Origin of the sequence: Microbulbifer jejuensis (assembly GCF_047289955.1) — a bacterium.
In the GTDB taxonomy this organism is placed as follows: domain Bacteria; phylum Pseudomonadota; class Gammaproteobacteria; order Pseudomonadales; family Cellvibrionaceae; genus Microbulbifer.
Genome location: NZ_JBLBUB010000006.1, coordinates 1 through 20,156, shown reverse-complemented (window position 1 = coordinate 20,156; position 20,156 = coordinate 1). Strand labels below are relative to the sequence as shown.

General features: G+C 44.7%; 20 protein-coding genes and 3 pseudogenes. 9 read left to right on the top strand and 14 right to left on the bottom strand.

The genetic code is table 11. The features are described 5' to 3' along the window. Positions 1 to 60 precede the first annotated feature (60 nt). The 3 genes from lpdA (at position 61) to sucD (ending at position 3,708) form a co-directional block, all read left to right on the top strand. Positions 61 to 1,503: a dihydrolipoyl dehydrogenase gene (gene lpdA / locus ACL7TT_RS05225; protein ID WP_413393714.1), complete on the top strand. Its 1,443-nt coding sequence runs from the start codon at positions 61 to 63 to the stop codon at positions 1,501 to 1,503. Positions 1,504 to 1,666: 163 nt separating this feature from the next. Next, on the top strand, positions 1,667 to 2,833 hold the full coding sequence (gene sucC / locus ACL7TT_RS05220) for an ADP-forming succinate--CoA ligase subunit beta (RefSeq protein ID WP_299945429.1): 1,167 nt from the start codon (positions 1,667 to 1,669) through the stop codon (positions 2,831 to 2,833). Between the two features lie 2 nt (positions 2,834 to 2,835). Next, positions 2,836 to 3,708 (top strand): succinate--CoA ligase subunit alpha, encoded by an 873-nt coding sequence (gene sucD, locus ACL7TT_RS05215; protein WP_413393712.1) that lies wholly within the window; start codon positions 2,836 to 2,838, stop codon positions 3,706 to 3,708. A 398-nt stretch (positions 3,709 to 4,106) separates the two neighbouring features. On the opposite strand, the gene ACL7TT_RS05210 is transcribed toward sucD, so the two are convergent. After that, the gene (locus tag ACL7TT_RS05210) at positions 4,107 to 4,814 is read right to left on the bottom strand and encodes a hypothetical protein (protein WP_413393710.1); all 708 of its coding nucleotides are present in this window, start codon (positions 4,812 to 4,814) and stop codon (positions 4,107 to 4,109) included. Between the two features lie 403 nt (positions 4,815 to 5,217). On the opposite strand from ACL7TT_RS05210, the pseudogene ACL7TT_RS05205 reads away from it, so the two are divergent. Further along, positions 5,218 to 5,427 (top strand): annotated as a pseudogene (locus tag ACL7TT_RS05205) (IS3 family transposase); the annotation flags it as partial. 532 nt (positions 5,428 to 5,959) lie between these two features. After that, a complete protein-coding gene (ltrA, locus tag ACL7TT_RS05200; RefSeq protein WP_413393708.1) occupies positions 5,960 to 7,282 on the top strand; it encodes a group II intron reverse transcriptase/maturase in 1,323 nt (440 codons plus the stop codon). 86 nt (positions 7,283 to 7,368) lie between these two features. Here the strand turns inward: ltrA and ACL7TT_RS05195 are convergent, their stop codons facing one another. The 10 genes from ACL7TT_RS05195 to ACL7TT_RS05150 form a co-directional block, all read right to left on the bottom strand. After that, positions 7,369 to 7,530, bottom strand: coding sequence for a PAAR domain-containing protein (locus ACL7TT_RS05195; protein ID WP_413393706.1), 162 nt, complete (start codon positions 7,528 to 7,530; stop codon positions 7,369 to 7,371). A gap of 184 nt (positions 7,531 to 7,714) precedes the next feature. Further along, positions 7,715 to 8,266, bottom strand: coding sequence for a hypothetical protein (locus ACL7TT_RS05190; protein WP_413393704.1), 552 nt, complete (start codon positions 8,264 to 8,266; stop codon positions 7,715 to 7,717). 45 nt (positions 8,267 to 8,311) lie between these two features. Beyond that, on the bottom strand, positions 8,312 to 8,464 hold the full coding sequence (locus ACL7TT_RS05185; protein WP_413393702.1) for a hypothetical protein: 153 nt from the start codon (positions 8,462 to 8,464) through the stop codon (positions 8,312 to 8,314). An 82-nt stretch (positions 8,465 to 8,546) separates the two neighbouring features. After that, positions 8,547 to 8,786, bottom strand: a complete 240-nt coding sequence (locus tag ACL7TT_RS05180) for a hypothetical protein (protein WP_413393701.1) — start codon at positions 8,784 to 8,786, stop codon at positions 8,547 to 8,549. A gap of 33 nt (positions 8,787 to 8,819) precedes the next feature. Continuing rightward, complete coding sequence (locus ACL7TT_RS05175; RefSeq protein ID WP_413393699.1) at positions 8,820 to 9,353, bottom strand: hypothetical protein; 534 nt, start codon at positions 9,351 to 9,353, stop codon at positions 8,820 to 8,822. A 101-nt stretch (positions 9,354 to 9,454) separates the two neighbouring features. Continuing rightward, the gene (locus ACL7TT_RS05170; RefSeq protein ID WP_413393698.1) at positions 9,455 to 9,943 is read right to left on the bottom strand and encodes an SMI1/KNR4 family protein; all 489 of its coding nucleotides are present in this window, start codon (positions 9,941 to 9,943) and stop codon (positions 9,455 to 9,457) included. Positions 9,944 to 10,095: 152 nt separating this feature from the next. After that, positions 10,096 to 10,650 (bottom strand): hypothetical protein, encoded by a 555-nt coding sequence (locus ACL7TT_RS05165; RefSeq protein WP_413393696.1) that lies wholly within the window; start codon positions 10,648 to 10,650, stop codon positions 10,096 to 10,098. Positions 10,651 to 10,727: 77 nt separating this feature from the next. Then, entirely contained in the window at positions 10,728 to 11,285 is a 558-nt protein-coding gene (locus tag ACL7TT_RS05160; RefSeq protein ID WP_413393694.1) for an SMI1/KNR4 family protein, read from the bottom strand. A 211-nt stretch (positions 11,286 to 11,496) separates the two neighbouring features. Beyond that, on the bottom strand, positions 11,497 to 12,006 hold the full coding sequence (locus ACL7TT_RS05155; RefSeq protein WP_413393692.1) for an SMI1/KNR4 family protein: 510 nt from the start codon (positions 12,004 to 12,006) through the stop codon (positions 11,497 to 11,499). A 186-nt stretch (positions 12,007 to 12,192) separates the two neighbouring features. Further along, positions 12,193 to 12,702 carry an SMI1/KNR4 family protein gene (locus ACL7TT_RS05150; RefSeq protein ID WP_413393690.1) on the bottom strand — a complete coding sequence of 170 codons (510 nt, stop codon included), beginning with the start codon at positions 12,700 to 12,702 and terminating at the stop codon, positions 12,193 to 12,195. A 105-nt stretch (positions 12,703 to 12,807) separates the two neighbouring features. Here ACL7TT_RS05150 and ACL7TT_RS20505 point away from each other — a divergent pair. The 4 genes and pseudogenes from ACL7TT_RS20505 to ACL7TT_RS05130 all read left to right on the top strand — a co-directional run. Beyond that, positions 12,808 to 12,906 (top strand): annotated as a pseudogene (locus ACL7TT_RS20505) (helix-turn-helix domain-containing protein); the annotation flags it as partial. A gap of 7 nt (positions 12,907 to 12,913) precedes the next feature. Then, positions 12,914 to 13,399 (top strand): annotated as a pseudogene (locus ACL7TT_RS05140) (transposase); the annotation flags it as partial. Between the two features lie 404 nt (positions 13,400 to 13,803). Then, on the top strand, positions 13,804 to 14,253 hold the full coding sequence (locus tag ACL7TT_RS05135) for a hypothetical protein (RefSeq protein WP_413393688.1): 450 nt from the start codon (positions 13,804 to 13,806) through the stop codon (positions 14,251 to 14,253). A 313-nt stretch (positions 14,254 to 14,566) separates the two neighbouring features. After that, positions 14,567 to 16,453 (top strand): Ig-like domain-containing protein, encoded by a 1,887-nt coding sequence (locus ACL7TT_RS05130; protein WP_413393686.1) that lies wholly within the window; start codon positions 14,567 to 14,569, stop codon positions 16,451 to 16,453. 330 nt (positions 16,454 to 16,783) lie between these two features. On the opposite strand, the gene ACL7TT_RS05125 is transcribed toward ACL7TT_RS05130, so the two are convergent. The 3 genes from ACL7TT_RS05125 to ACL7TT_RS05115 all read right to left on the bottom strand — a co-directional run bounded on the left by ACL7TT_RS05125 (position 16,784) and on the right by ACL7TT_RS05115 (position 19,993). Next, positions 16,784 to 17,116: a lipoprotein gene (locus tag ACL7TT_RS05125; protein WP_413393684.1), complete on the bottom strand. Its 333-nt coding sequence runs from the start codon at positions 17,114 to 17,116 to the stop codon at positions 16,784 to 16,786. Between the two features lie 266 nt (positions 17,117 to 17,382). Further along, entirely contained in the window at positions 17,383 to 18,633 is a 1,251-nt protein-coding gene (locus tag ACL7TT_RS05120) for an IS4 family transposase (RefSeq protein ID WP_413393682.1), read from the bottom strand. A gap of 325 nt (positions 18,634 to 18,958) precedes the next feature. After that, positions 18,959 to 19,993 (bottom strand): hypothetical protein, encoded by a 1,035-nt coding sequence (locus ACL7TT_RS05115; RefSeq protein ID WP_413393680.1) that lies wholly within the window; start codon positions 19,991 to 19,993, stop codon positions 18,959 to 18,961. Between the last annotated feature and the right edge of the window lie 163 nt (positions 19,994 to 20,156).

The window sequence follows — 20,156 nt, the reverse complement described above, 5'->3', positions numbered from 1 at the left end:
CAGGGGCCGCCCCGGCGGTTCCCTCGATCACACTGAATTTAGAAAAATCTGGAACTGATCATGTCGGAAAAATTTGACGTAATCGTAATTGGCTCTGGTCCCGGTGGTTATGTCGCTGCCATCCGTGCCGCTCAACTGGGTCTGAAAACCGCCTGTATCGAAAAGTGGAAGGACAGGGAAGGGAAAAACGTAAACGGTGGTACCTGCCTGAATGTGGGTTGTATCCCATCGAAGGCTTTGCTGGACAGCTCGTGGAAATATCACGAGGCCAAGGATACGCTCGGTGTGCACGGCATCTCGGTTGGCAAGGTCAAGATGGATGTCAACAAAATGATCGAGCGCAAGGAAGAGATCGTCAACAAGCTGACCGGTGGTGTGGCCGGCTTGTTCAAGGCCAATAAAGTGACCTCCATTTTTGGCACCGGCAAATTGCTGGCGAACAAAAAAGTGGAAGTGACTGATGATGAGGGCAAGTCTGCGATCTTTGAGGCGGAACATGTGATTCTGGCTTCCGGCTCTGTACCTGTGAACATTCCGCCCGCCCCGGTGGACAACACGGTTATCGTGGATTCAACCGGCGCCCTGGAATTCACCGAAGTACCCAAGCGCCTGGGTGTTATCGGCGCTGGCGTGATTGGTTTGGAGCTGGGCTCTGTCTGGAGCCGCCTGGGTTCCGACGTTGTGGTTCTGGAGGCGCTGGACAAATTCCTGCCAGTGATGGACCAGCAGATTGCGAAAGAATCCCAAAAGATTCTCAAAAAGCAGGGCCTGGATATCCGCCTTGCCTGCCGTGTTACCGGTTCTGAAGTGCAGGGTGGGGAAGTGGTTGTCACCTACCAGGACAAAGACGGTAAGGAGCACAGCGAAACCTTCGACAAACTGATCGTTTGCGTGGGCCGCCGCCCCTACACCGAAGGCCTGCTGGCCGAAGATGCCGGTGTGAAGATGGACGAGCGCGGATCTATCTATGTCAACGATCTGTGCATGACCTCCGCACCGGGCGTTTGGGCGGTTGGCGACGTGGTGCGCGGCCCCATGCTGGCACACAAGGCTTCTGAGGAAGGGGTTGTGGTTGCCGAGCGCATCGCCGGCCAGAAGCCCATGATGAACTACGACGTGATCCCCAATGTGATTTACACCCACCCGGAAATCGCCTCGGTTGGCCGTACCGAAGAGCAGGTTAAGGCCGATGGCGAGCCCTACAACGTGGGTAGCTTCCCGTTCGCGATCAACGGTCGTGCCATGGCGGCCAATGATACTCAGGGCCTGGTAAAAATTATCGCCCACGCGGAAACTGATCGCGTATTGGGTGCCCATATTGTCGGCCCGTCCGCCGCAGATTTGGTGCAGCAGGTGGCGATTGCGATGGAATTCGGTTCCAGTGCCGAGGATATCGGTATGACCGTATTTGCGCACCCGACTCTTTCCGAGACCGTGAAGGAAGCGGCCCTTGGTGTGAATGGCCATGCGATTCACGCCGTAAACCGCAAAAAGCGCAAGTAAGCGCAATTTTCGATCGCGGGGCAGCCAATTAAAAGTTAAGTGGCTGCCCCGGTTTCATTTGCGGAATTCAAAATTTGCAGTGGTGTAAAGGTTGAATTTTGTCTTCAGGTGCAGAGTAATCTGCAATTCATAAACACATGTTAGATGTGAATTGGTATTGACTATGAACTTGCATGAGTATCAGGGCAAACAACTGTTTGCGGCATACGGATTGCCGGTTTCCAAAGGCATTGCGGCGGAAACCCCGGCAGCGGCAGTAGCGGCGGCTGACGAGATTGGTGGTGATAAGTGGGTGGTTAAGGCCCAGGTACACGCGGGGGGCCGCGGTAAAGCGGGTGGTGTAAAGCTGGTAGATTCCAAGGCGGAAATTGAAGAATTTGCCAAACAATGGCTGGGTGAGCGTTTGGTAACTTACCAGACAGATGAGAATGGCCAACCGGTAACCCGCATCCTGGTTGAGAGCTGCACCGATATCGATCAGGAACTCTACCTGGGTGCGGTTGTGGATCGCTCCACCCGTCGTATCGTTTTTATGGCGTCCACCGAAGGCGGCGTTGAAATTGAGAAAGTCGCGGAAGAAACCCCGGAAAAAATTCTGAAAGCGACCATTGATCCACTGGTGGGCGCCCAGCCGTACCAGGGGCGTGAGCTGGCGTTTAAACTGGGCCTGAACCCGACCCAGGTTAAGCAGTTCACCAAGATCTTCCTGGGTCTTGCGAAAATGTTCCAGGAAAAAGATCTGGCCCTGTTGGAAATCAATCCGCTGGTGATCACCACCGAAGGCAACCTGCACTGCCTGGACGCCAAGGTGGTGATCGACGGAAACGCCCTGTACCGCCACGCTGACTTGCGCGAAATGCACGATCCTTCCCAGGAAGATCCGCGCGAATCGCATGCGGCCAGGTTTGACCTGAACTACGTAGCGCTCGATGGCAGCATCGGCTGTATGGTCAACGGTGCTGGCCTGGCTATGGGCACTATGGACATCGTGAACCTGCACGGCGGCAAGCCGGCCAACTTCCTCGACGTGGGCGGCGGCGCCACCAAAGAGCGGGTTGTGGAAGCGTTCAAAATCATCCTCTCAGACGAGAACGTAAAAGCCGTACTGATCAATATCTTCGGCGGTATCGTTCGCTGTGACATGATTGCCGAAGGGGTGGTTGGCGCAGTGAAAGAAGTGGGTGTAAAAGTGCCGGTTGTGGTGCGTCTGGAAGGTAACAACGCAGACCTGGGCGCCAAGGTGTTGAGCGACAGTGGCTTGAACATTATCGCGGCCACCAGCCTGACCGATGCGGCTCAGCAAGTGGTTAAAGCTGCGGAGGGTAAATAATCATGTCAGTACTGATTAATAAAGACACTAAAGTAATCTGTCAGGGCTTCACCGGCTCCCAGGGGACTTTCCACTCCGAGCAGGCGATTGCGTACGGCACCAAAATGGTGGGTGGTGTGACGCCGGGTAAAGGCGGCCAGACTCACCTGGGCCTGCCGGTATTCAACACCGTGAAAGAAGCCGTGGCAGCCACCGGTGCAGAGGCCTCGGTTATCTACGTGCCCGCGCCCTTTTGTAAGGATTCCATCCTGGAAGCGGCCAATGGCGGTATCAAGCTGATCGTTTGTATCACCGAAGGTATCCCGACACTGGATATGCTCGACGCCAAAGTGAAGTGTGATGAATTGGGTGTGCGCCTGATCGGCCCCAACTGTCCGGGTGTGATTACTCCGGGTGAGTGCAAGATCGGCATTATGCCAGGTCACATTCACAAGCCGGGTAAAGTAGGCATCGTTTCCCGTTCCGGCACCCTGACGTATGAAGCAGTGAAGCAGACCACCGACTACGGTTTCGGCCAGTCCACTTGCGTGGGCATCGGTGGAGACCCCATTCCCGGTTCCAACTTCATTGATATCCTGGAAATGTTCCAGAAGGACCCGCAGACCGAAGCCATCGTAATGATTGGTGAAATCGGCGGGACCGCTGAAGAGGAAGCGGCGGCTTACATCAAGGAAAACGTCACCAAGCCGGTGGTTTCCTATATTGCTGGTGTTACTGCACCTCCCGGTAAGCGCATGGGTCACGCGGGCGCGATCATCTCCGGTGGTACAGGCACCGCGGATGAAAAGTTTGCCGCTCTGGAAGATGCCGGGGTAAAAACCGTGCGTTCACTGGCGCAGATTGGCGACGCTCTGAAGGAAGTTACGGGCTGGTAATAGCCGGGCAACTGCCTATCCGTGAAAAAGGCCGCTTTATCTATAGCGGCCTTTTTTGTGCTGTATAAATAGAAAATATTCTATCAATACTGCGGGGCTATAGCCGCATGAAACGGCGCGAGGTATTGTTACTCCTTCTTTTGCATTTCTAACGCACAGTGCAGCGGCAGAGCACATGGGTGGGCTGTCACGCTTGCCACCTATTGTTTAGTGGTGCATGTTGTACCCTGTGTCATTGATTGCTCGATAAAGCTTGCTCTATTGGTGCATTTCATCACAACGTTGTTTCCATGTCTAAAGTCAGTGGCAGCAAATAAGGCCATTATTTCCGAATTTCCTGGTGGGACGCTTTTTCTAGTCCTGTTGGGATATGCGCTTGCAGGTTGAGTCGGATTTTTTTAATGGGTGGCGGTAATCGTTTTTAAAGGTTTACCCGTTTCATCAAGAAAAGCTATCTCTGCATTACCTTCTGGTGTTACTTTTAACTCAAGCCGTGAATTACCATTGGCATCAAAAAGCTGAAGTGTCGAGTTTTTATCCGCCTTTTTTCCCAAGAAAACACGTTTTGTAATGGGGTATATTCCTTGCTCTGAAAGCTGCTCGTCTTTATTTGAAAACACAGGCCGGTCTAAGCCGTCAACCACATCATTAAATGTCAATCCTGCAAAGTGCTTTCCACCTGCATCAACTCCTAGCAATTGCATTTGCTGATCTTGTTGGTATCTGTCAAAGGTCAAGCTTAAGCCACTCGATGGCTGTCCATTTTCTTTTAATTTACCATTAAAAATGAAGCCACCATTTTCTGTCCCTTCATCATTAAAGAAAAGCATGCCCGCCATTGCTCTCGGGTGGTCTATTTCTTTATTTTTAAAAAAAGCCCCCGGAAATAAGCTTCTATTCGATATAGTCAACCGAATGGTCCCGTCTGGTTCTTTGATGTTTATTCGTTGTACATCAATCTCAGCAAATTTTGGATTGTTAATTTTATAGATGCCAAATGAGATTGCAGAAAAGGCAACAACAAAAACGGCAAAAAAACAAAATAAAAGTCGCTTTTGTGACTGTTTAAGCTCTAAAAGCTCTTTTTCAAAATTTTGTTGGTTCATGTTCAGCCTATGTTATTAAGTGCGCCGCTAATACTAAAGAGCAGGCATGCTCTAGCGGGTCCGATGCCATTGCTTGTTGCATGCTCTTCGTCCAGGCAATATTCGGTGAAAGTTTAAGATTATCGTACACAAAATGCAAGATTCTCCGTTGAGGCGGTTGGGAATCTTTGCTGGGCGTATGAAGAATATGAAAGCTCATCGCTAAACAGATCATTCGTGTTCATTTTATCACTCCATCTGGTGGCTTGTAGATTTGATTATTTGCACAAACTTACGAAGAGCCTTGCACTTCTTCCAATGGCTTTCAATTTCTTATTGTGGTAACAAAGACGATTTTTCTATATTGTTTTTTATCATCCGACATTTGTTTCTCCTTTTCATAATTGAGAATAACGGTGAGTGATTTCATAAAACTATTTTACAGGAGTTCTGCCAACCATCATTACGTCGTAAGATCTACGGATCTGTAGAGGCGCTTCAAAAGGATCTAGATGAATGGCTCGTATATTACAATAATGATCGCACCCATCAGGGTATGAAGTGTTGCAGCCGCACTCCGATGGCAACACTTGTTGATGGAAAAGGCATCTGGAAGGAAAAGCTCGTAAACTGAATTAGACCTGACAGAACACCTTCTGAAAAACCGGTAACTGTAAAATCAAGTCTGAACTACTAGTGCGCCACGAAGCGCTAATTTACCAGCAGCTGAAAGTGCTGCCTGAGAAAGTGGTGACCCGCCACACTCTGTATCGAGTCTTGAGCGTCGGAAGGTAACGACCGGGGTTAAGCGTAGACAGAAATGATGCAGGCCGTAAGCGAAAGCTGAAGTGATTGAGTCCCGTTAACAGACCTTTGTGAGAAGGCCGATAGTGTTAGTAGTCTAGAAGGCAATATTGCTAAACCCAATATAGGGCAGGTTTTAGCAGCTTCTTCGGGATCGGTGAACATGGCATGTAGCAAAGGTAAATAAGTGAACGTGGGAGATCCAATAGCTCTTCCAGGATGGAAGTATCGATCAACAAGTGTAGCAGCGAGGAGATCGAGATGGCTATTTGGAAGTCAGATCGGCCATAGTACTGTTGAAGCGGGGTAACGCCTGCGGAGGGAAGGGCCGTGGGTAAAATCAACCTCGGAGAGGAAACGTTGTGGGGTCACCAGAATTCCAACATACAGCGACAACGAAATTGACGAGGATAACGCAGCTATCTCAAAGTGATGCCAATAAGCCGTTTCACTGCTTAATGCACCACTTTAATGTGGAATCACTGAGAGTCTGCTTTCAAGAGCTGAAAGGAAAGAAGGCAATTGGAAGTGATGGCGTAAGTAAAGATATGTACGGAGCGAACCTCGATGAGAATCTACCCCGGATCGTCCAGCAGCTGAAAAGCATGTCATATCGGCCAAGTCCGGTCAGGCAAGTTTTAATCCCCAAGGAAGGGCAAGCAGGTGCAGTGCGACCGTTGGGTATCAGTAACTTCGAGGATAAACTTATCCAGAAGATGACCCAGAAATTACTAGAGAGCATCTACGAGCCACTTTTCCTGGACTGCTCCTTTGGGTTCAGGCCAAAGAAAAGTTGCCACGATGCCATCCAAGCCTTGGGTACCCATCTTCTTCACCATGAAGTTGACACTGTCATTGACATTGACTTATCCAACTTTTTCGGAACCATGGATCATCAGATGCTCAAGGATATGTTGTGTGAGAAGATTAAAGATAAACGTTTTATCCGGTACATCAGCCGTATGTTCAAGGCCGGCGTGTTAACGGATGGCGAGTTGTCGATTAGCGATGAAGGTGTCCCCCAAGGGAGCATTTGCAGTCCGGTTCTTGCTAACATCTACGCGCATTATGTGATTGATACTTGGTTCCAAACGGTTGCTAAAAGACACTGTCGAAGGCGGGTTGAATTGTTTCGTTACGCTGACGATGCCGTCATCTGTTGTCGGGATCACAAGGATGCGGAGCGCATCAGAGTGGCGTTGATCAAGCGCCTAGCAAAATTCAATCTCAAACTGAATGAGGAAAAGACCAAATTGGTCTCGTTCTCGAAAGCGGAGTGTCGAAAAGGTAATAATCAAGGTGTATTCGATTTTCTCGGATTTACTTTCCACCTGGGACGGTCTCGCAAAGGCCGTGTAATACCGAAAGTTAAAACGAGCGGTAAACGTGTTCGCTCTAAGCTGACGAAGGTAAATCAATGGGCTCGCCAAGTCAGGAATAGAGCACCGTTGGCTGTTATATGGAAAATCTTCCGTGCTAAGCTTGCTGGTCATATCCGCTATTTCGGTATGAGCTTCAATGCAAGGCGTGTTGGCCAATTCCTCTACCAGTCTACGCGGATTCTATTCAAGTGGCTCAATCGGCGCAGCCAGCGGAAATCGTTCAACTGGGAAAAGTTTGGACGCTTTTTGCGTCTGTTTCCGTTACCTAGAGTGAGGATCTACCACACACTCTACAGCCAATAACTGCGTGAAGGGTTTTGTCTTGAGCCTAGTGCGTAAATAGCGCACGCTGGGTTCTAACTGGGGGGGCGACTGGGTGACCGTCGCCTCTACCACCTCAACTTAGGGCAGCCATGCGGCGCGAATTTATCATCTAACCTCACGGCTTTTCTGCCATTGATGAAGGTATCGCCGGAACCGCTAATAGCCGGTGTCGGAGGAAAATAGCCATGGCCTGAACCAATATCTCCCAATCGTGCTGCTTTTGGCATTTCGCCTCTCCTTCAAAATCCGATGATGCCTGTAACGAGCCCTGACAAAAAACAAATCCAACGGGCCTAAATTCTCTTAAAATTTCTAGTTCAAACTTATATCACCACGAAAGAACATGGGACTTTTATTACCGTTCTCATGCTGGTATCACCTGCTCTTCATATGCCCTGTTTGAACAGAAGGTTACTCTCCGTGATCCTCTTCCCATTCCTCAATATCATCGTCATCTGCGGACAAGGCATTGATAAATTCTTCAAAGCTATCACCAAGTTTGTTTATGCCTTCAATATCCGAGGGTATGTCATCCATATCATCATCAAGAATCAGGGGATTGATATCCTCAAGTGCAAAAACTTTACCAATACACTTACCCTTGATCACCAATCCAATCGACAAATGATTGCCAGATGCAATGATAAGGGCATCATTGACATTGCCCCGTATCATCGATCCTTTAAGACTTTTTGTACAAGAAACAACAGTAGTGCCTGACTCAAATCCATATTCTGGATGCGGAGCAAGGCACTCAAAAAACTCAATACAAAGAGATCCATTACCCTTATCAAAACGGCAGGGCAGAGGGTCGGTTCCTGTTCCGTTTTCCTTGCAAAAACGCAGATACTGCTTCAGGCTTTCATGATCCTGAAAGCTGAACTCGAATGCCTTTTCATGATAGGTAATTCCCGTATCCAGTTGCTCGTTTAAATCCGGATATCCATATTTTATAGTCTGCACATCTACTCCAAACTGAACAATCATTTAAGCACAGTAAACTCATCATCAGGGATCGGGGTCTTCATCAACAATTCGTGAGAAAAAACTGTCAAAACTATCCGCAATAAATAAACATTTTTCAAGAAAATCTTCTGTTGCTTCCAGCTCTTCTTCCGTCTCATCATCAAAACCAAAAACACGGCCAGTTTTCAGGTCCATCAATATATGTTCATGCTGCGCACCATTTGCAATTTTGGTGTAAGGATCAGACGCATAATGGTTGTCTCGAATATCATCAGTCTCAACCGATCACATCGGAAAAGGAAAAATTATTTCGAAAAAAATCATTGACACATTTTTCAGGATCACTGGAAATATACTGAAATTTTGAAACACGGACCACCGTTTCATCATCACTGTTATAAAAACCTGATCTAACTCCAGTCAAATACCCACCATTATACTCCCTTAAAAAAGGAAAGATAATCATCAGTAGGCGGATATTTGGCCCACTTTTTAAAGGTTTCAATTTCCCTGTCATCAGCAGGCTTTGCGATCGGATTGATAAGAGGCATCAATCTTCGTAATAAAGATTTTTAACAAAATCATCGAAAGAAGAGGTCAAATGAGTTACGCCTTCCCCTTCAAAATTCTCATCATCAAAATGCACTTCTTTTGAATTATCCAAAAGAAAAACACTCCGAGCCTGACCACCCCGAATTTTATAGTAAAATTCCTCATGATATGTCGGACCATAGGAAATCAGAACATAATTTTCCATATGTTTAAATTTAGACTTATTTCTCTCCCAAGTTATTGGAATACTTTGCAAAGATGAAATATCAGCCAAAGCATAATCATCTTTATACATTAAGCATAAATCAATTCCATTATTCTTCTTAAAAAAATCAACAAAACTAAGCTCAATCTGATCGGACAAACTCAAAAAACGAACAACATCATCCTCTTCAAACGGAAGAATGCTGCCAAATCTTGAAAAATCCATTTCAACGTCTTTTGCATAGTAAACTGACATTTTCTTATTTCGCTTTGCTAGAGCTAGCATGATGCCTAAATAGTTGATAAACGTCCCATCGACTGCAATCACTTCAGAGCCACCATAGTGGTGCCATTGGTATTCAGGCGTCTTCTAAAAATCTTGTTCTGATGCTCTTTGCACAGAAAACTCATCTGCCAATCAAGTTTCAGTCAAAGCCAGTCAGGCCCCTCGTTAATAATCTGCGAGAAAAAACTGTCAAAACTGTCTGCTAGAAATGAACATTCTTCCATAAAATCTTCTGTTGTTTCCAGCTCTTCTTCCGTCTCATCATCAAAACCAAAAACACGGCCTGTTTTCAGGTCCATCAATATATGTTCATGCTGCGCACCATTTGCAATTTTGATGTAATGATCAGGTGCAAAATAGTTACCCCTTAAATCTTCCGTCTGAAATTCAACTGTAAAAAAGTCGAAATGCTTTTCAAACATTTTACTCATACATTTATCTATTCCTTCAGATATATGCGGGAAAGCCGAAACGCAGGCTACTGATTGATCATCACTATTATAAAAGCATGGATTAGCTCCAATCAGATATCCGCCATTATACTCTCTCAAAAAAGCAAGATAGTCATCAGGAACCAGATATTTAGTCCACGCTTTAAAGGCTTCAATTTCCCTGTCATCAGCAGGCTGCACGGTCAGATCGATAAGAGGTATTATTTTTAATTCCTAACCCTCGCGGTAGTCTCTTCAGGGATGCATCCAGTTTTAACTTCTCTATTATAGAGAAAATCTTCTGCAATATCCTGCCTATCTAAACCATAAACTTAGCTACACGATGATCCGCTTTATGAGCCAGAACCAAATTTCTCTTTGATTTCATCAGGGAGATATCCCATTGTATCTTCCCACTCTTCAAGACTGTCTTCATCCGCATAGAGACCATTAATAAAATTAGAAAAAGAGAAAGCTAAACGAACAGCATCACCACTTAGCCGAATTTGGTTATCATCAATATGAACACCGCCATCCATATAAGCAAAGACATTGCCGCTGTTCACACCTTTAACTACCAAAACAAACTTCAAATGACTGCCCGCCCCATACGCAAATACTATCATATCATCGCTTATGCGTTCATTGTCAATAGCACGGCTTGTCTGTGTCTGAATCGAGGATGACTTTTCTGGAGGGAAAACTTGATAAAACTCTTCAATTATCAATTGATCCATACCAATTTTACCTGAAAACTGGTTCGGAATTGGGCTGACACCTATGCCATTACTTCTAATAAACATAAGAAAGTCCTCAGGAGGGCTAACACCAAATCTATTACCTATCCACTCTTCAAGCAATTCGGAATTATTATTTTCTGGCTCCCAAGTAAAAAACATTTTCTGCATATAATCTACTTTTAAATTTTTGGATAATATCCTGCCTACCCACCTAAACCATAAGCCTAGCTACACGACGATCCACTTTATAGGCCTGAACCAAATTTCTCTTTGATTTCATCAGGAAGGTATCCTGCTGCATCCTCCCAATCATCAATATAATCAGCATCCGCATAGAGACCATCAATAAAACCACTAAATGTATCAGCAAGATGCAGAGCTCCATTTTTCAGCCTGATCTGGTCCCCTTCCAGATAAACACCGCTATCGACAAAGGCAAAAACCTTACCTCTATGCGGCCCATTTACAGCTAAAGTAAATTTTAGATGCCCACCTCCACCGTAGGCAAATATTAAAATATCATGACTTATGCGATCATTGGCAGCAGCTTTGGCAGTTTGAGATTGTATGGATTGCTGATCTTCAGGAGGGAAGCATCCATAAAACTCTTCGATTTTCATCCGATCCATACCAATCTTACCGTCAGATTGACAAGGTATGGGGTCTGCTCCGATACCATTTGTTTGCACGAAAAAAAGGAAATCATCTGGTAAACTAATGCCAAAATGTCTTTCCGCCCATTCTTCAAAAGGCTTGCCATCGCCAGCCTCAAGTTTACTCTCATAGAAAATTCTTTGCATCATTAACCTCTTTATTCAGCTGCATTTCAACAAAATTTCATGCCCTGAACCTTACGGTAATTTCTTGAAAATTTACGATGATGTTTAGAATGCCGCTAGCAATTACAGTCAGGCTAATGCCACCATTGTGACGCCAATCATAAATTGGTGTTTTCTAAAAAGCTCGTTCTTCTGCTTATTGCACAGCAAATTCATCTGCCAATCAAGCTTCTTGTCAAACCCAATCAGGCAGATCATCAGAAATCCGCGAGAAAAAACTGTCAAAACTATCTGCTAGAAATGAACATTCTTCCAGAAAATTTTCTGTTGTCTCCAGTTCTTCCTCAGTTTCATCATCAAAATGAAAAATATAGCCAGTTTTCAGATCCATCACTATGTGTTCATGCGCCGCACCACTTGCAATTCTGATGTAATGACCAGGTGCAAAGTAAACGTCCTGAATATCGCCGCTTTGATATTTAACTGTATAAAAGGAAAAATACTTTTCAAATATTTTACTTATACATTTATCTATTTTTTCAGATATATGCATAAAAGTCGTAACACAGGCCATCGTTTGATCATCACGGTTATAAAAACATGGACCATCTCCAGTCAGATATCCGCCATTATACTCTCTCAAAAAAGCAAGATAATCATCAGGAACCGGATATTTAGCCCACGCTTTAAAGGCTTCAACTTCCCCGTCATCAGCAGGCTGCACAATCGGATTGATAAGAGGCATCACTCTTCCTTTACTTCTTCAAATTTTTCAGAAATTCACCATAATATTTAAAGAGCTGATGAACGTCCCTATCAACTGCAATCATCCTCAAGCCACCCTTGTGGTGCCAATCATAATCTTGCGTCTTTTAAAAGCTTGCTCTGCTGCTCATTGCCCAGCAAATTCATCTGCCAATCAAGTTTCTTGTCAAACCCAATCAGGCAGATCATCAGAAATCCGCGAGAAAAAACTGTCAAAACTATCTGCTAGAAATGAGCATTCTTCCAGAAAATCTTCTGTTGTCTCCAGTTCTTCTTCAGTTTCATCATCAAAATGAAAAATATAGCCAGTTTTCAGATCCATCACTATGTGTTCATGCGCCGCACCATCTGCAATTTTGATGTAATGATCAGGTGCAAAGTAGTCGTCCTGAATATCGCCGCTTTGATATTTAACTGTACGAAAGGCAAAATTCTTTTCAAATATTTTACTTATACATTTATCTATTTTTTCAGATATATGCATAAAAGTCGTAACACAGGCCATCGTTTCATCATCACGGTTATAAAAACATGGACCATCTCCAGTCAGATATCCGCCATTATACTCTCGCAAAAAAGCAAGATAATCATCAGGAACCGGATATTTAGCCCACGCTTTAAAGGCTTCAACATCCCCGTCATCAGTAGGCTGCGCAATCGGATTGATAAGAGGCATCATTCTTCCTTTACTTCTTCCGTGGTTTCGGATAATACGTGCAATTGGATAAGGACAAGAGCCAGCTGATAGACTCCACGCCTCTCCCGACCAAGAGATGAAGCACTGATGAATTACCACCAGCTGACCGAAGAAGAAAGATACCAGATTTACATATTAATGAAAGCAGAACATAACCAGAACGCGATTGCGGCTTTGTTGGGGCGCTCACCTTTACCCCAAGACCGAGATTCAGCACTGCATCATCCACCAGATTCGCAACTCGATGAAGTACGTGGCCTCGAAGAACCAGAAGGCCTTTATGGCCGACCTCAAGTGCCTCTACAAGGCGGCAACGCTCAATGCTGCCGAGAACGCCTTGGACGAGTTGGAGGCCAAGTGGGGAGATAAATATCCGGTGGTGATCAAGTCCTGGCGAGCCAAGTGGCCCACCCTGTCGACGTACTTCAAGTATCCGGAATACGTGCGTACGCCGATTTACACTACCAACGCCGTTGAAGCTGTACACCGCCAGTTTCGCAAGCTGACTAAAACCAAGGGCGGCTTTGCCAATGAGAACAGTTTACTCAAGCTACTCTACGCCGGTATACTGAAAGCCTCCGAGCGCTGGACGCACCCGATCCAGAACTGGAACTTGACGCTGTCACAGCTGACGATCCACTTCCCGGATCGCCTGGAGAAATATATCAGCCTATGAGGCTACTTGGCTGACACAGAGTTTTGAACACCCTCGGCCTGATAGAGGTAACCGGATGCTGGTCACGCTCCTGTATTCACAGGGGTCCATCTTATTGCATTACCCCCGGCAGCCTGGCATTGACAGTCCCAGTTCCCCTTAAACCGGGTTTGTTGTTCCCGGCGCTGTCCAGCTGGGCGTGCAAAGGGGGATACGGTTTAAACTGGCCGCAAACTCTGTTTTGATGGTGGGGTCCGCTTTGACATTCCACATAGATATCTCATAGGTATTGATTGTACCACTGATGCATTATGGGATTTTTGGTCTATTTCACTGGATACAATTCATTTTCCGTTCAGGGTATTTACACTATATTCCTTGTAAGTTTTTCATAGTGCATCGGTAATTGGTTCGGAAGTGATGTTATGCGTAGTTTGCTCCTTTTGATTTCTCTCGCTTTATTTCCCATTCCTTCGCTAGCCCATGACCGGTCCCTGGCTACAGATGAGCTGCGTCAATTAAAGAGAGAAGTAATTAAGCTGCGTAAAGAATTCCACAGTGCTAATGGCAGTAACGCCGGTGGAGAAGAGGTTCGCAAATTAAAGAAAGAGGTCATTCGGCTGAGAAAAGAGTTGCATACTTTGCAGAATCTGATCGTTAGCTTGCAAACAGCACCGGAACAACAGCCTGTCACGGTGGTTCAACCGGCACCTACTGAAGAGCGCCCCAATTGGACCTGTTATATGCAGGACATAAAGATCGGGGATATGTATTCTCAGGGGTATTCCCGTAAAGCCAAAGGAAAACTGCTGGAAACGTGTACTACGCGTGGTGGTACCTGTTCTGAATATAAAGACAGCTGCTCGACAAAATAGTTGCTGCCCATGAAGGGCCTCTGTATTACAGGCTGCGTTGAGTTTGGTTTTTTGTTGGATGGTGATCAGAAGATAAAATTACGAATTTTCTTAGATCATTGTTCAGTCATTTGTGTTAATGCTTTTTAGCCTATTAAAATCTGCGAGGTGTCAAGGATGATTTGAGCCAAATTGCTGTTTGATTTTCCTGTAAGAGAAGCTTAACTCGTTTCTTTTTTTGCTTCTCATATAGAGTATTTTTAAGCGATGACATAAACCATTGCCTGTTCAGTATCTCAGTATAATTAAATATTGTTGAGTTGGAGATCTATACGTGAAAAAATCTATAATAAGAACAACCCTTCTTCTATCCATTTTATTCGCGTTGTTTGGTTGTAGCGGCGGGGGCTCCGGAAGCTCAGATGGCAACCAAGTATCAGATGAGAATGGAGGTGCAGCCCCTCCGGTCACTGGTGGTTCTGGTAGTGATATATCCCCCCCGAGAGTGACCCTGACACCAATGAATGGTAGCGAGATTGGTTTGAGTGCAGCGATACAACTGGATTTCAGTGAGCCACTCACGCTGCAGAATGTTGCTTTGTCTGGATCTATGGCAAAGCTAGGAGAACTTTCTCAAGTTGATGGTGATACTTTTGTTTTTCAACCGAGTGAGCGCTGGGCAGAATTATCTGAATTGACTTTAGTCGTTAATGCTGAAGATGCAGCAGGCAATAAAATGGAAGCATTATCTGCCAGTTACTCTATTGACAGTACTGCACCGTTTTTGGTGCGTATCACCCCTGAAAATATTCGCCTTGAAAAGAATGACAGCATTCAAGTGGTATTCTCCGAGGCCATGGATATAGGAAGCCTTCAATTGACTGGCTCACTGCTGGAGGATGAATATAAAATCTCATGGTCAAAAACACATGTAGAAAATGACACACTAACTGTCCTGGCTGATGAGCGCTGGGTAGCTGGCCAAGAGCGTGCAATCAGCATTACTGCAAAGGATTTGGCAGGTAACGCAACTACCACATTGACAAGCCGTTTTACGGTGCCTCTGTATTTTGAGAATTTTGATGCTGCAAAGGTTGTGATTGGACAAGATGATTTTTCTAGCAGCACGTCAGGGATTAGCGCCAAAAATTTCGCATATTTTCCTCGTGGAGATGTAGCAGTTGATGGGGATGGGAGGTTATTTGTAGGGGATACTTCCCTCAATCGAGTTTTGGTGTTCCATTCTATTCCCACTGTGAATGGCGCATCTGCAAATATGGTCATGGGGAAGGATGATTTGGACACCCTAAAGTTGTCAGATAGCAGGCAGCTGCTACAGAGACCTGTTGAGATTAGCTTTGATCGTGGCAGGCTGCTTATAGCACAATCCCAGCCAAGATTGCTTTCTATTTACGATAATATACCGGAGGGCGGAGGGGCAATTCCAGCGTTGAATATAAAGCCCAGGGGAGGGGATAATATTGATTGTTGGAATGAGGCGGGGTTTGATCTTTATTGGGGGGCATCTATTGCTGATGGTAAGCTCTTCGCTACCGATGAGATCAATTCCCGTGTATTTATATGGAGCGCCGTACCAGAAGACAGTGGTACTCCTGCAGATTTGATTGTTGGGCAGTCAACTATGGAGCATTGCTTTTCCAATGATAGGAATCAGGATGCTACCGTATTTCAGCCTTCAGCACAAACGCTTGCGCTTCCATCAGATGTTTGGAGTGACGGCGAAAAAATGGCTATTGTAGATGGTGGTAATAACCGTATTTTGCTATGGGATAAACTACCGGGTAATAACTTTACAGCCGCAGATATCGTTTTAGGTCAAGCGTCTTTTTCTGACAAAAAAGTGTATTCTTCTTCTGACGAGGAGGCTGACGGCCCCATAAATGAAAAGACTTTGAGTGAGCCTTCAACTGGAATCTGGTCTAATGGAGTACAACTGTTTATTGCAGATGGTAATAACAATCGGATTTTAATCTGGGATCGCTGGCCGGAAAAGAATTTTGCACCGGCAGATTATGTTTTGGGGCAAAGTGATTTTTACGGTTCGATTGAGAATGATGCCAATCAGAATGGAATTGCTGATCCAGGCGAATTGCCGAATGCTTCGACATTTAAATCACCTACTGGAATTTTTGCTTATAAGGATACGCTATTTATTACTGATTCAGGGAATAGGCGAATTCTACTGTTTAAATCGCGTTAATTTTACATCCACTGCTGGGCTGCCTGTCGCAGCCTTCAGGGGCTGCTTGAGTAACGGTATTAAACGCCGCCTCAGCCAAGTGGCCTTATGTATTTATCCAGGCGATCTGGGAAGTGGATCGTCAGTTATGACTTAATTTTCCACCTCATCCTTGATCCAGTCCTGTTTAATTTTTCAGCCAAATACGTAATTTGATTGCATAAAAACTGTAACTTATTGATTTTAAATTGAAACTATAAAATTTGTGTATAACAATTAGCGCCCAAAGCAGCGGCGCACGTTAGCGCGTCCAGCCACGAAGTGGCGATACTGACTTTTTAATTATAAATCCTATTCACTTACTCTTGTCAGCTGTACACCATCCACGGTCATCGTCCAAACACCATCAGCTTCATGAGGTGGCTCGTTGACGTGAAATGTTGTAGTAAGAAAAAGAATGCCAACAGTAAAATCATCGCCCACAAATTTCTTTAAAGGCCCATTAACAGAAGTGGTACTTCCTCTCTTTAAGCGTTTATAAGCAACAGTGCCATCAGCGAGAATCAATAGTCTCATTTCTTTACTTTGCCATTCGCCCACATAATGCAGACGTTTTTCAGGCAGTGGTTCTGCACACCCGGACAGCAGTAAAGTTATTGCTATAGCCGATAGGTACTTCTTCATTCAGTTTATCCCTTCTGATTTATAACATTTATATAGTGATCACCCTGACTACTATTATCCTGATTGCTATCTCATAAGTAATTGTGTGTCAACTTGGAATATCTGTTTATAAATCAGTTAATGACACATTATTGATACAATCGTACACAATAGAAAAACGGTCATTGCGACCACTATCCTAGAATATATCATCATTTGTAGCGCATTATATTTGCTCTTTTTTTCGTCACTATTGTAGTACCATTCGTAAGCGATCAGGTAACCATTCAATTACCCACATCTAAGGCGAGTTCGAAGCCCGCACGCAATTCATACAGTTTGTTCATGCCTCTCCAAATGACGGTATTGCCTGGTGGCGGATCACTTGCCCGCGCTAAGTATCCACCCAATCTCGCTAATCGATCGATATAATCCTGTAAAGTTGAAGGCACCACTATTTTCTGAAAATACTGGATCAATATTTTCCTTTCAATATCATCAAAAGCCAAGTTTGGAGACAACCGCTTGTCTTCTCTATTTAACATTGTCAGCCAATGTATTCTCCACGCCAGAATGCAACAAATGGAAATCAACCTTGTTAGCCTGGCGGCTGTTCTTAGCTTTGATTCCTCAAGCTTTAGCCCAGATTTCAATATTTTAAAATAGGTTTCTATTTTCCAACGTTGCTTGTACCAATTCAGTACCGTTAGTGCGTTTTCCTTCTTCTTTACTGGTAAGTTTGTGAGAAATGTCCATTTAATACGCTCTCTGCCAACAGGCTCTTGGGCTTCAAGTGCAGAAACAACGGTAACTCGCAAATCGGGATAATTCGCTTCTTTTCCAATAGGAGGATGAAGGGCGAGTGTTTTTACCTTGATATTCATTGCCGTATTAACGGTATTTCCATCGCTATCTGTAAAATTGATCACATGTTTGTAATAAGCTTTACTCGTTGCCACCTCTTCAGCAAGAGTTGTTTCATTGGCTAAGCGATCCACACAGCTGCGCACCACAAAATAAGACCCAAGTCCCTGGCACTGACAAAGATATTCGTAGATGTCATTTTCCCTATCGCCGATATGAACGAGCTTTGCAGGGCTATCTGAAACTCGTTCATTCGAGGACTTAAGGTTTTCAAGCCACTTTATACTCTCTTTTGCCGATATAGGTACTCGTGTTGGATTGATCTTACTCTTCAGTTTGGTGGTATTCTTGAACGCTTCTCGTGACCAAAATTTAATAGCAGTCAATCCCAGAGGTAACCCTTCGGCCGTTATTGCCATACTTGCATGCATCAATACCCCACAGGCTTTGTGCTGTTGCCCAAATGCTTTAGCTATTCGATCAGGTGTAGGTAATTTTCGAGTATGTCCAATGGCTTTAGGCGATTCCCTCTTATATGAAAATTCAGTGGTATCGTGCAAAATTAGGATTGGGCCGCGAGTTGCTCCAATGCGATTCTTGGTCTGATCATAGTGACCAGCAAGAATATCATCATTATCAACTCTGTCATAAGCCTTTTGTCCTTGAAAATACAACTGGAAAGCTCTTTATCTAACCAGGAGTCCATGGTGTGCCCTCAGCACAGCGGATGTACTGAAAGGTAACAAATAGCTGGTAAGCAATCAAATTGGTGCCGAATTTGTGGGTAATTGAATGTCAGGTAACCCCATCTGATTACTTGCGTTCGTTGGGCAATGGTATGCTGGCGTATCGGTTGTGTCACCGGTTGGAGAAGAAGAGCCGGATAAAGGAAGACCTTTATGTCCGGATCTGTGAGCAGCTAAAGGGGGAGGTTCCCTTGATTGACTCGACTGGGGAGGGTGGGGCTGGAAATCCGCCATTACCCGACTGGCCACAGCTCTAGAAATCATAATCTTTAGCGCATTGTATATCTTTATTTTGATAGATGCTTAATTTACCAACAAGTATACTTAGTGTTTTAGAGCTATGAAAATCGTCAATACTCAATTCATTTACACTCAGTGACATTCCGCCACTCCCTTTGGCTGGCAGAATATTAAACCACGAGATCTTATTTTTTCCTGAATCTTTAGAGAAGAACACCGAATCCCATTTTGTTGAGACTACAAAATCATCTCGATTTTCAGGCTGCCAAATCAAAATAGAGCTATCGTTCATTAAATTTGATAGTTTCTGAGGAGTATCAAAAAGCAAAGGACTTCTTAAGGCTCTTTGAGCCCTACGAAGCGCACTATCATTTGCAGTTGCATGTGGATTTTGAAGAGCATAGTCCGCTATATAATAGGGTTTCTGTTTTTTCCCTATATTAATTATTTCGGAAACCAGTTCTTTTGGATTGGAAATAACTAATGAATTTTCAACCTCTTTAATTTTGTCAAGATAAGGCTCGGCAAACTGCACTTCATTTTTCCAGTCTATAAATAGACCGGCTATCGAGATAGCTCCGACCTCATTCTCTCTATACCCCCCACTAGTTGACAGGGTGACACTAATGTTGCCTTTCATCCAGCGTGCATTATAAATAACCCGCCAACTTTGAGATGGGTCTATCCTATAGCTTGTTCGCTTGGACTCTTTTACGGGCGGCCCCATAGATTTAGAAATAGATTTAACCCAAAATTCCGGCTCCACTAATTGGGATTTGAGATCTGGAGGTGAAAGATTGTAATTCACTTGCAAGACAGGGCAATCTTCGGCTGGCGCAATAATATTTACTTCAGTGGCCTTGAATCCGAAAGCCTCCCTGCATTGACCCCTGTAATTTGGCCCGCCACCATAAGCCTGTAGTGCTTGCCTATCTTCTTTTACAAGATCTCTGGCCTGGCTAAGCGTAAGCCCCCAGGGTACCTTAACAGAGTCAACAAAATAGGCAGTATCTGAAAGATCGCAATAATTGTCAGATGCTATTTTCATTCGCCTTTTATCTTTAGATGCGCGGATTCAACCTTGAAGTGCATACCATTTATGCGGCTTGTGCCGCCAAGTAATTATCCATTAAATCTTCTGGTGTTTCAAAGCCTAATGTTTTCCTTGGGCGGTTATTTAAATCGCATACCACTGCATCAACCTCCCCCTG

Bases quoted from the DNA above. Each gene is read 5' to 3' on its own strand.
- lpdA (WP_413393714.1), top strand. From the start codon at position 61: ATGTCGGAAAAATTTGACGTAATCGTAATTGGCTCTGGTCCCGGTGGT.
- sucC (WP_299945429.1), top strand. From the start codon at position 1,667: ATGAACTTGCATGAGTATCAGGGCAAACAACTGTTTGCGGCATACGGA.
- sucD (WP_413393712.1), top strand. From the start codon at position 2,836: ATGTCAGTACTGATTAATAAAGACACTAAAGTAATCTGTCAGGGCTTC.
- ACL7TT_RS05210 (WP_413393710.1), bottom strand. From the start codon at position 4,814: ATGAACCAACAAAATTTTGAAAAAGAGCTTTTAGAGCTTAAACAGTCA.
- ACL7TT_RS05195 (WP_413393706.1), bottom strand. From the start codon at position 7,530: ATGCCAAAAGCAGCACGATTGGGAGATATTGGTTCAGGCCATGGCTAT.
- ACL7TT_RS05185 (WP_413393702.1), bottom strand. From the start codon at position 8,464: ATGGACCTGAAAACTGGCCGTGTTTTTGGTTTTGATGATGAGACGGAA.
- ACL7TT_RS05180 (WP_413393701.1), bottom strand. From the start codon at position 8,786: ATGACAGGGAAATTGAAACCTTTAAAAAGTGGGCCAAATATCCGCCTA.
- ACL7TT_RS05165 (WP_413393696.1), bottom strand. From the start codon at position 10,650: ATGCAGAAAATGTTTTTTACTTGGGAGCCAGAAAATAATAATTCCGAA.
- ACL7TT_RS05160 (WP_413393694.1), bottom strand. From the start codon at position 11,285: ATGATGCAAAGAATTTTCTATGAGAGTAAACTTGAGGCTGGCGATGGC.
- ACL7TT_RS05155 (WP_413393692.1), bottom strand. From the start codon at position 12,006: ATGCCTCTTATCAATCCGATTGTGCAGCCTGCTGATGACGGGGAAGTT.
- ACL7TT_RS05150 (WP_413393690.1), bottom strand. From the start codon at position 12,702: ATGCCTCTTATCAATCCGATTGCGCAGCCTACTGATGACGGGGATGTT.
- ACL7TT_RS05135 (WP_413393688.1), top strand. From the start codon at position 13,804: ATGCGTAGTTTGCTCCTTTTGATTTCTCTCGCTTTATTTCCCATTCCT.
- ACL7TT_RS05125 (WP_413393684.1), bottom strand. From the start codon at position 17,116: ATGAAGAAGTACCTATCGGCTATAGCAATAACTTTACTGCTGTCCGGG.
- ACL7TT_RS05115 (WP_413393680.1), bottom strand. From the start codon at position 19,993: ATGAAAATAGCATCTGACAATTATTGCGATCTTTCAGATACTGCCTAT.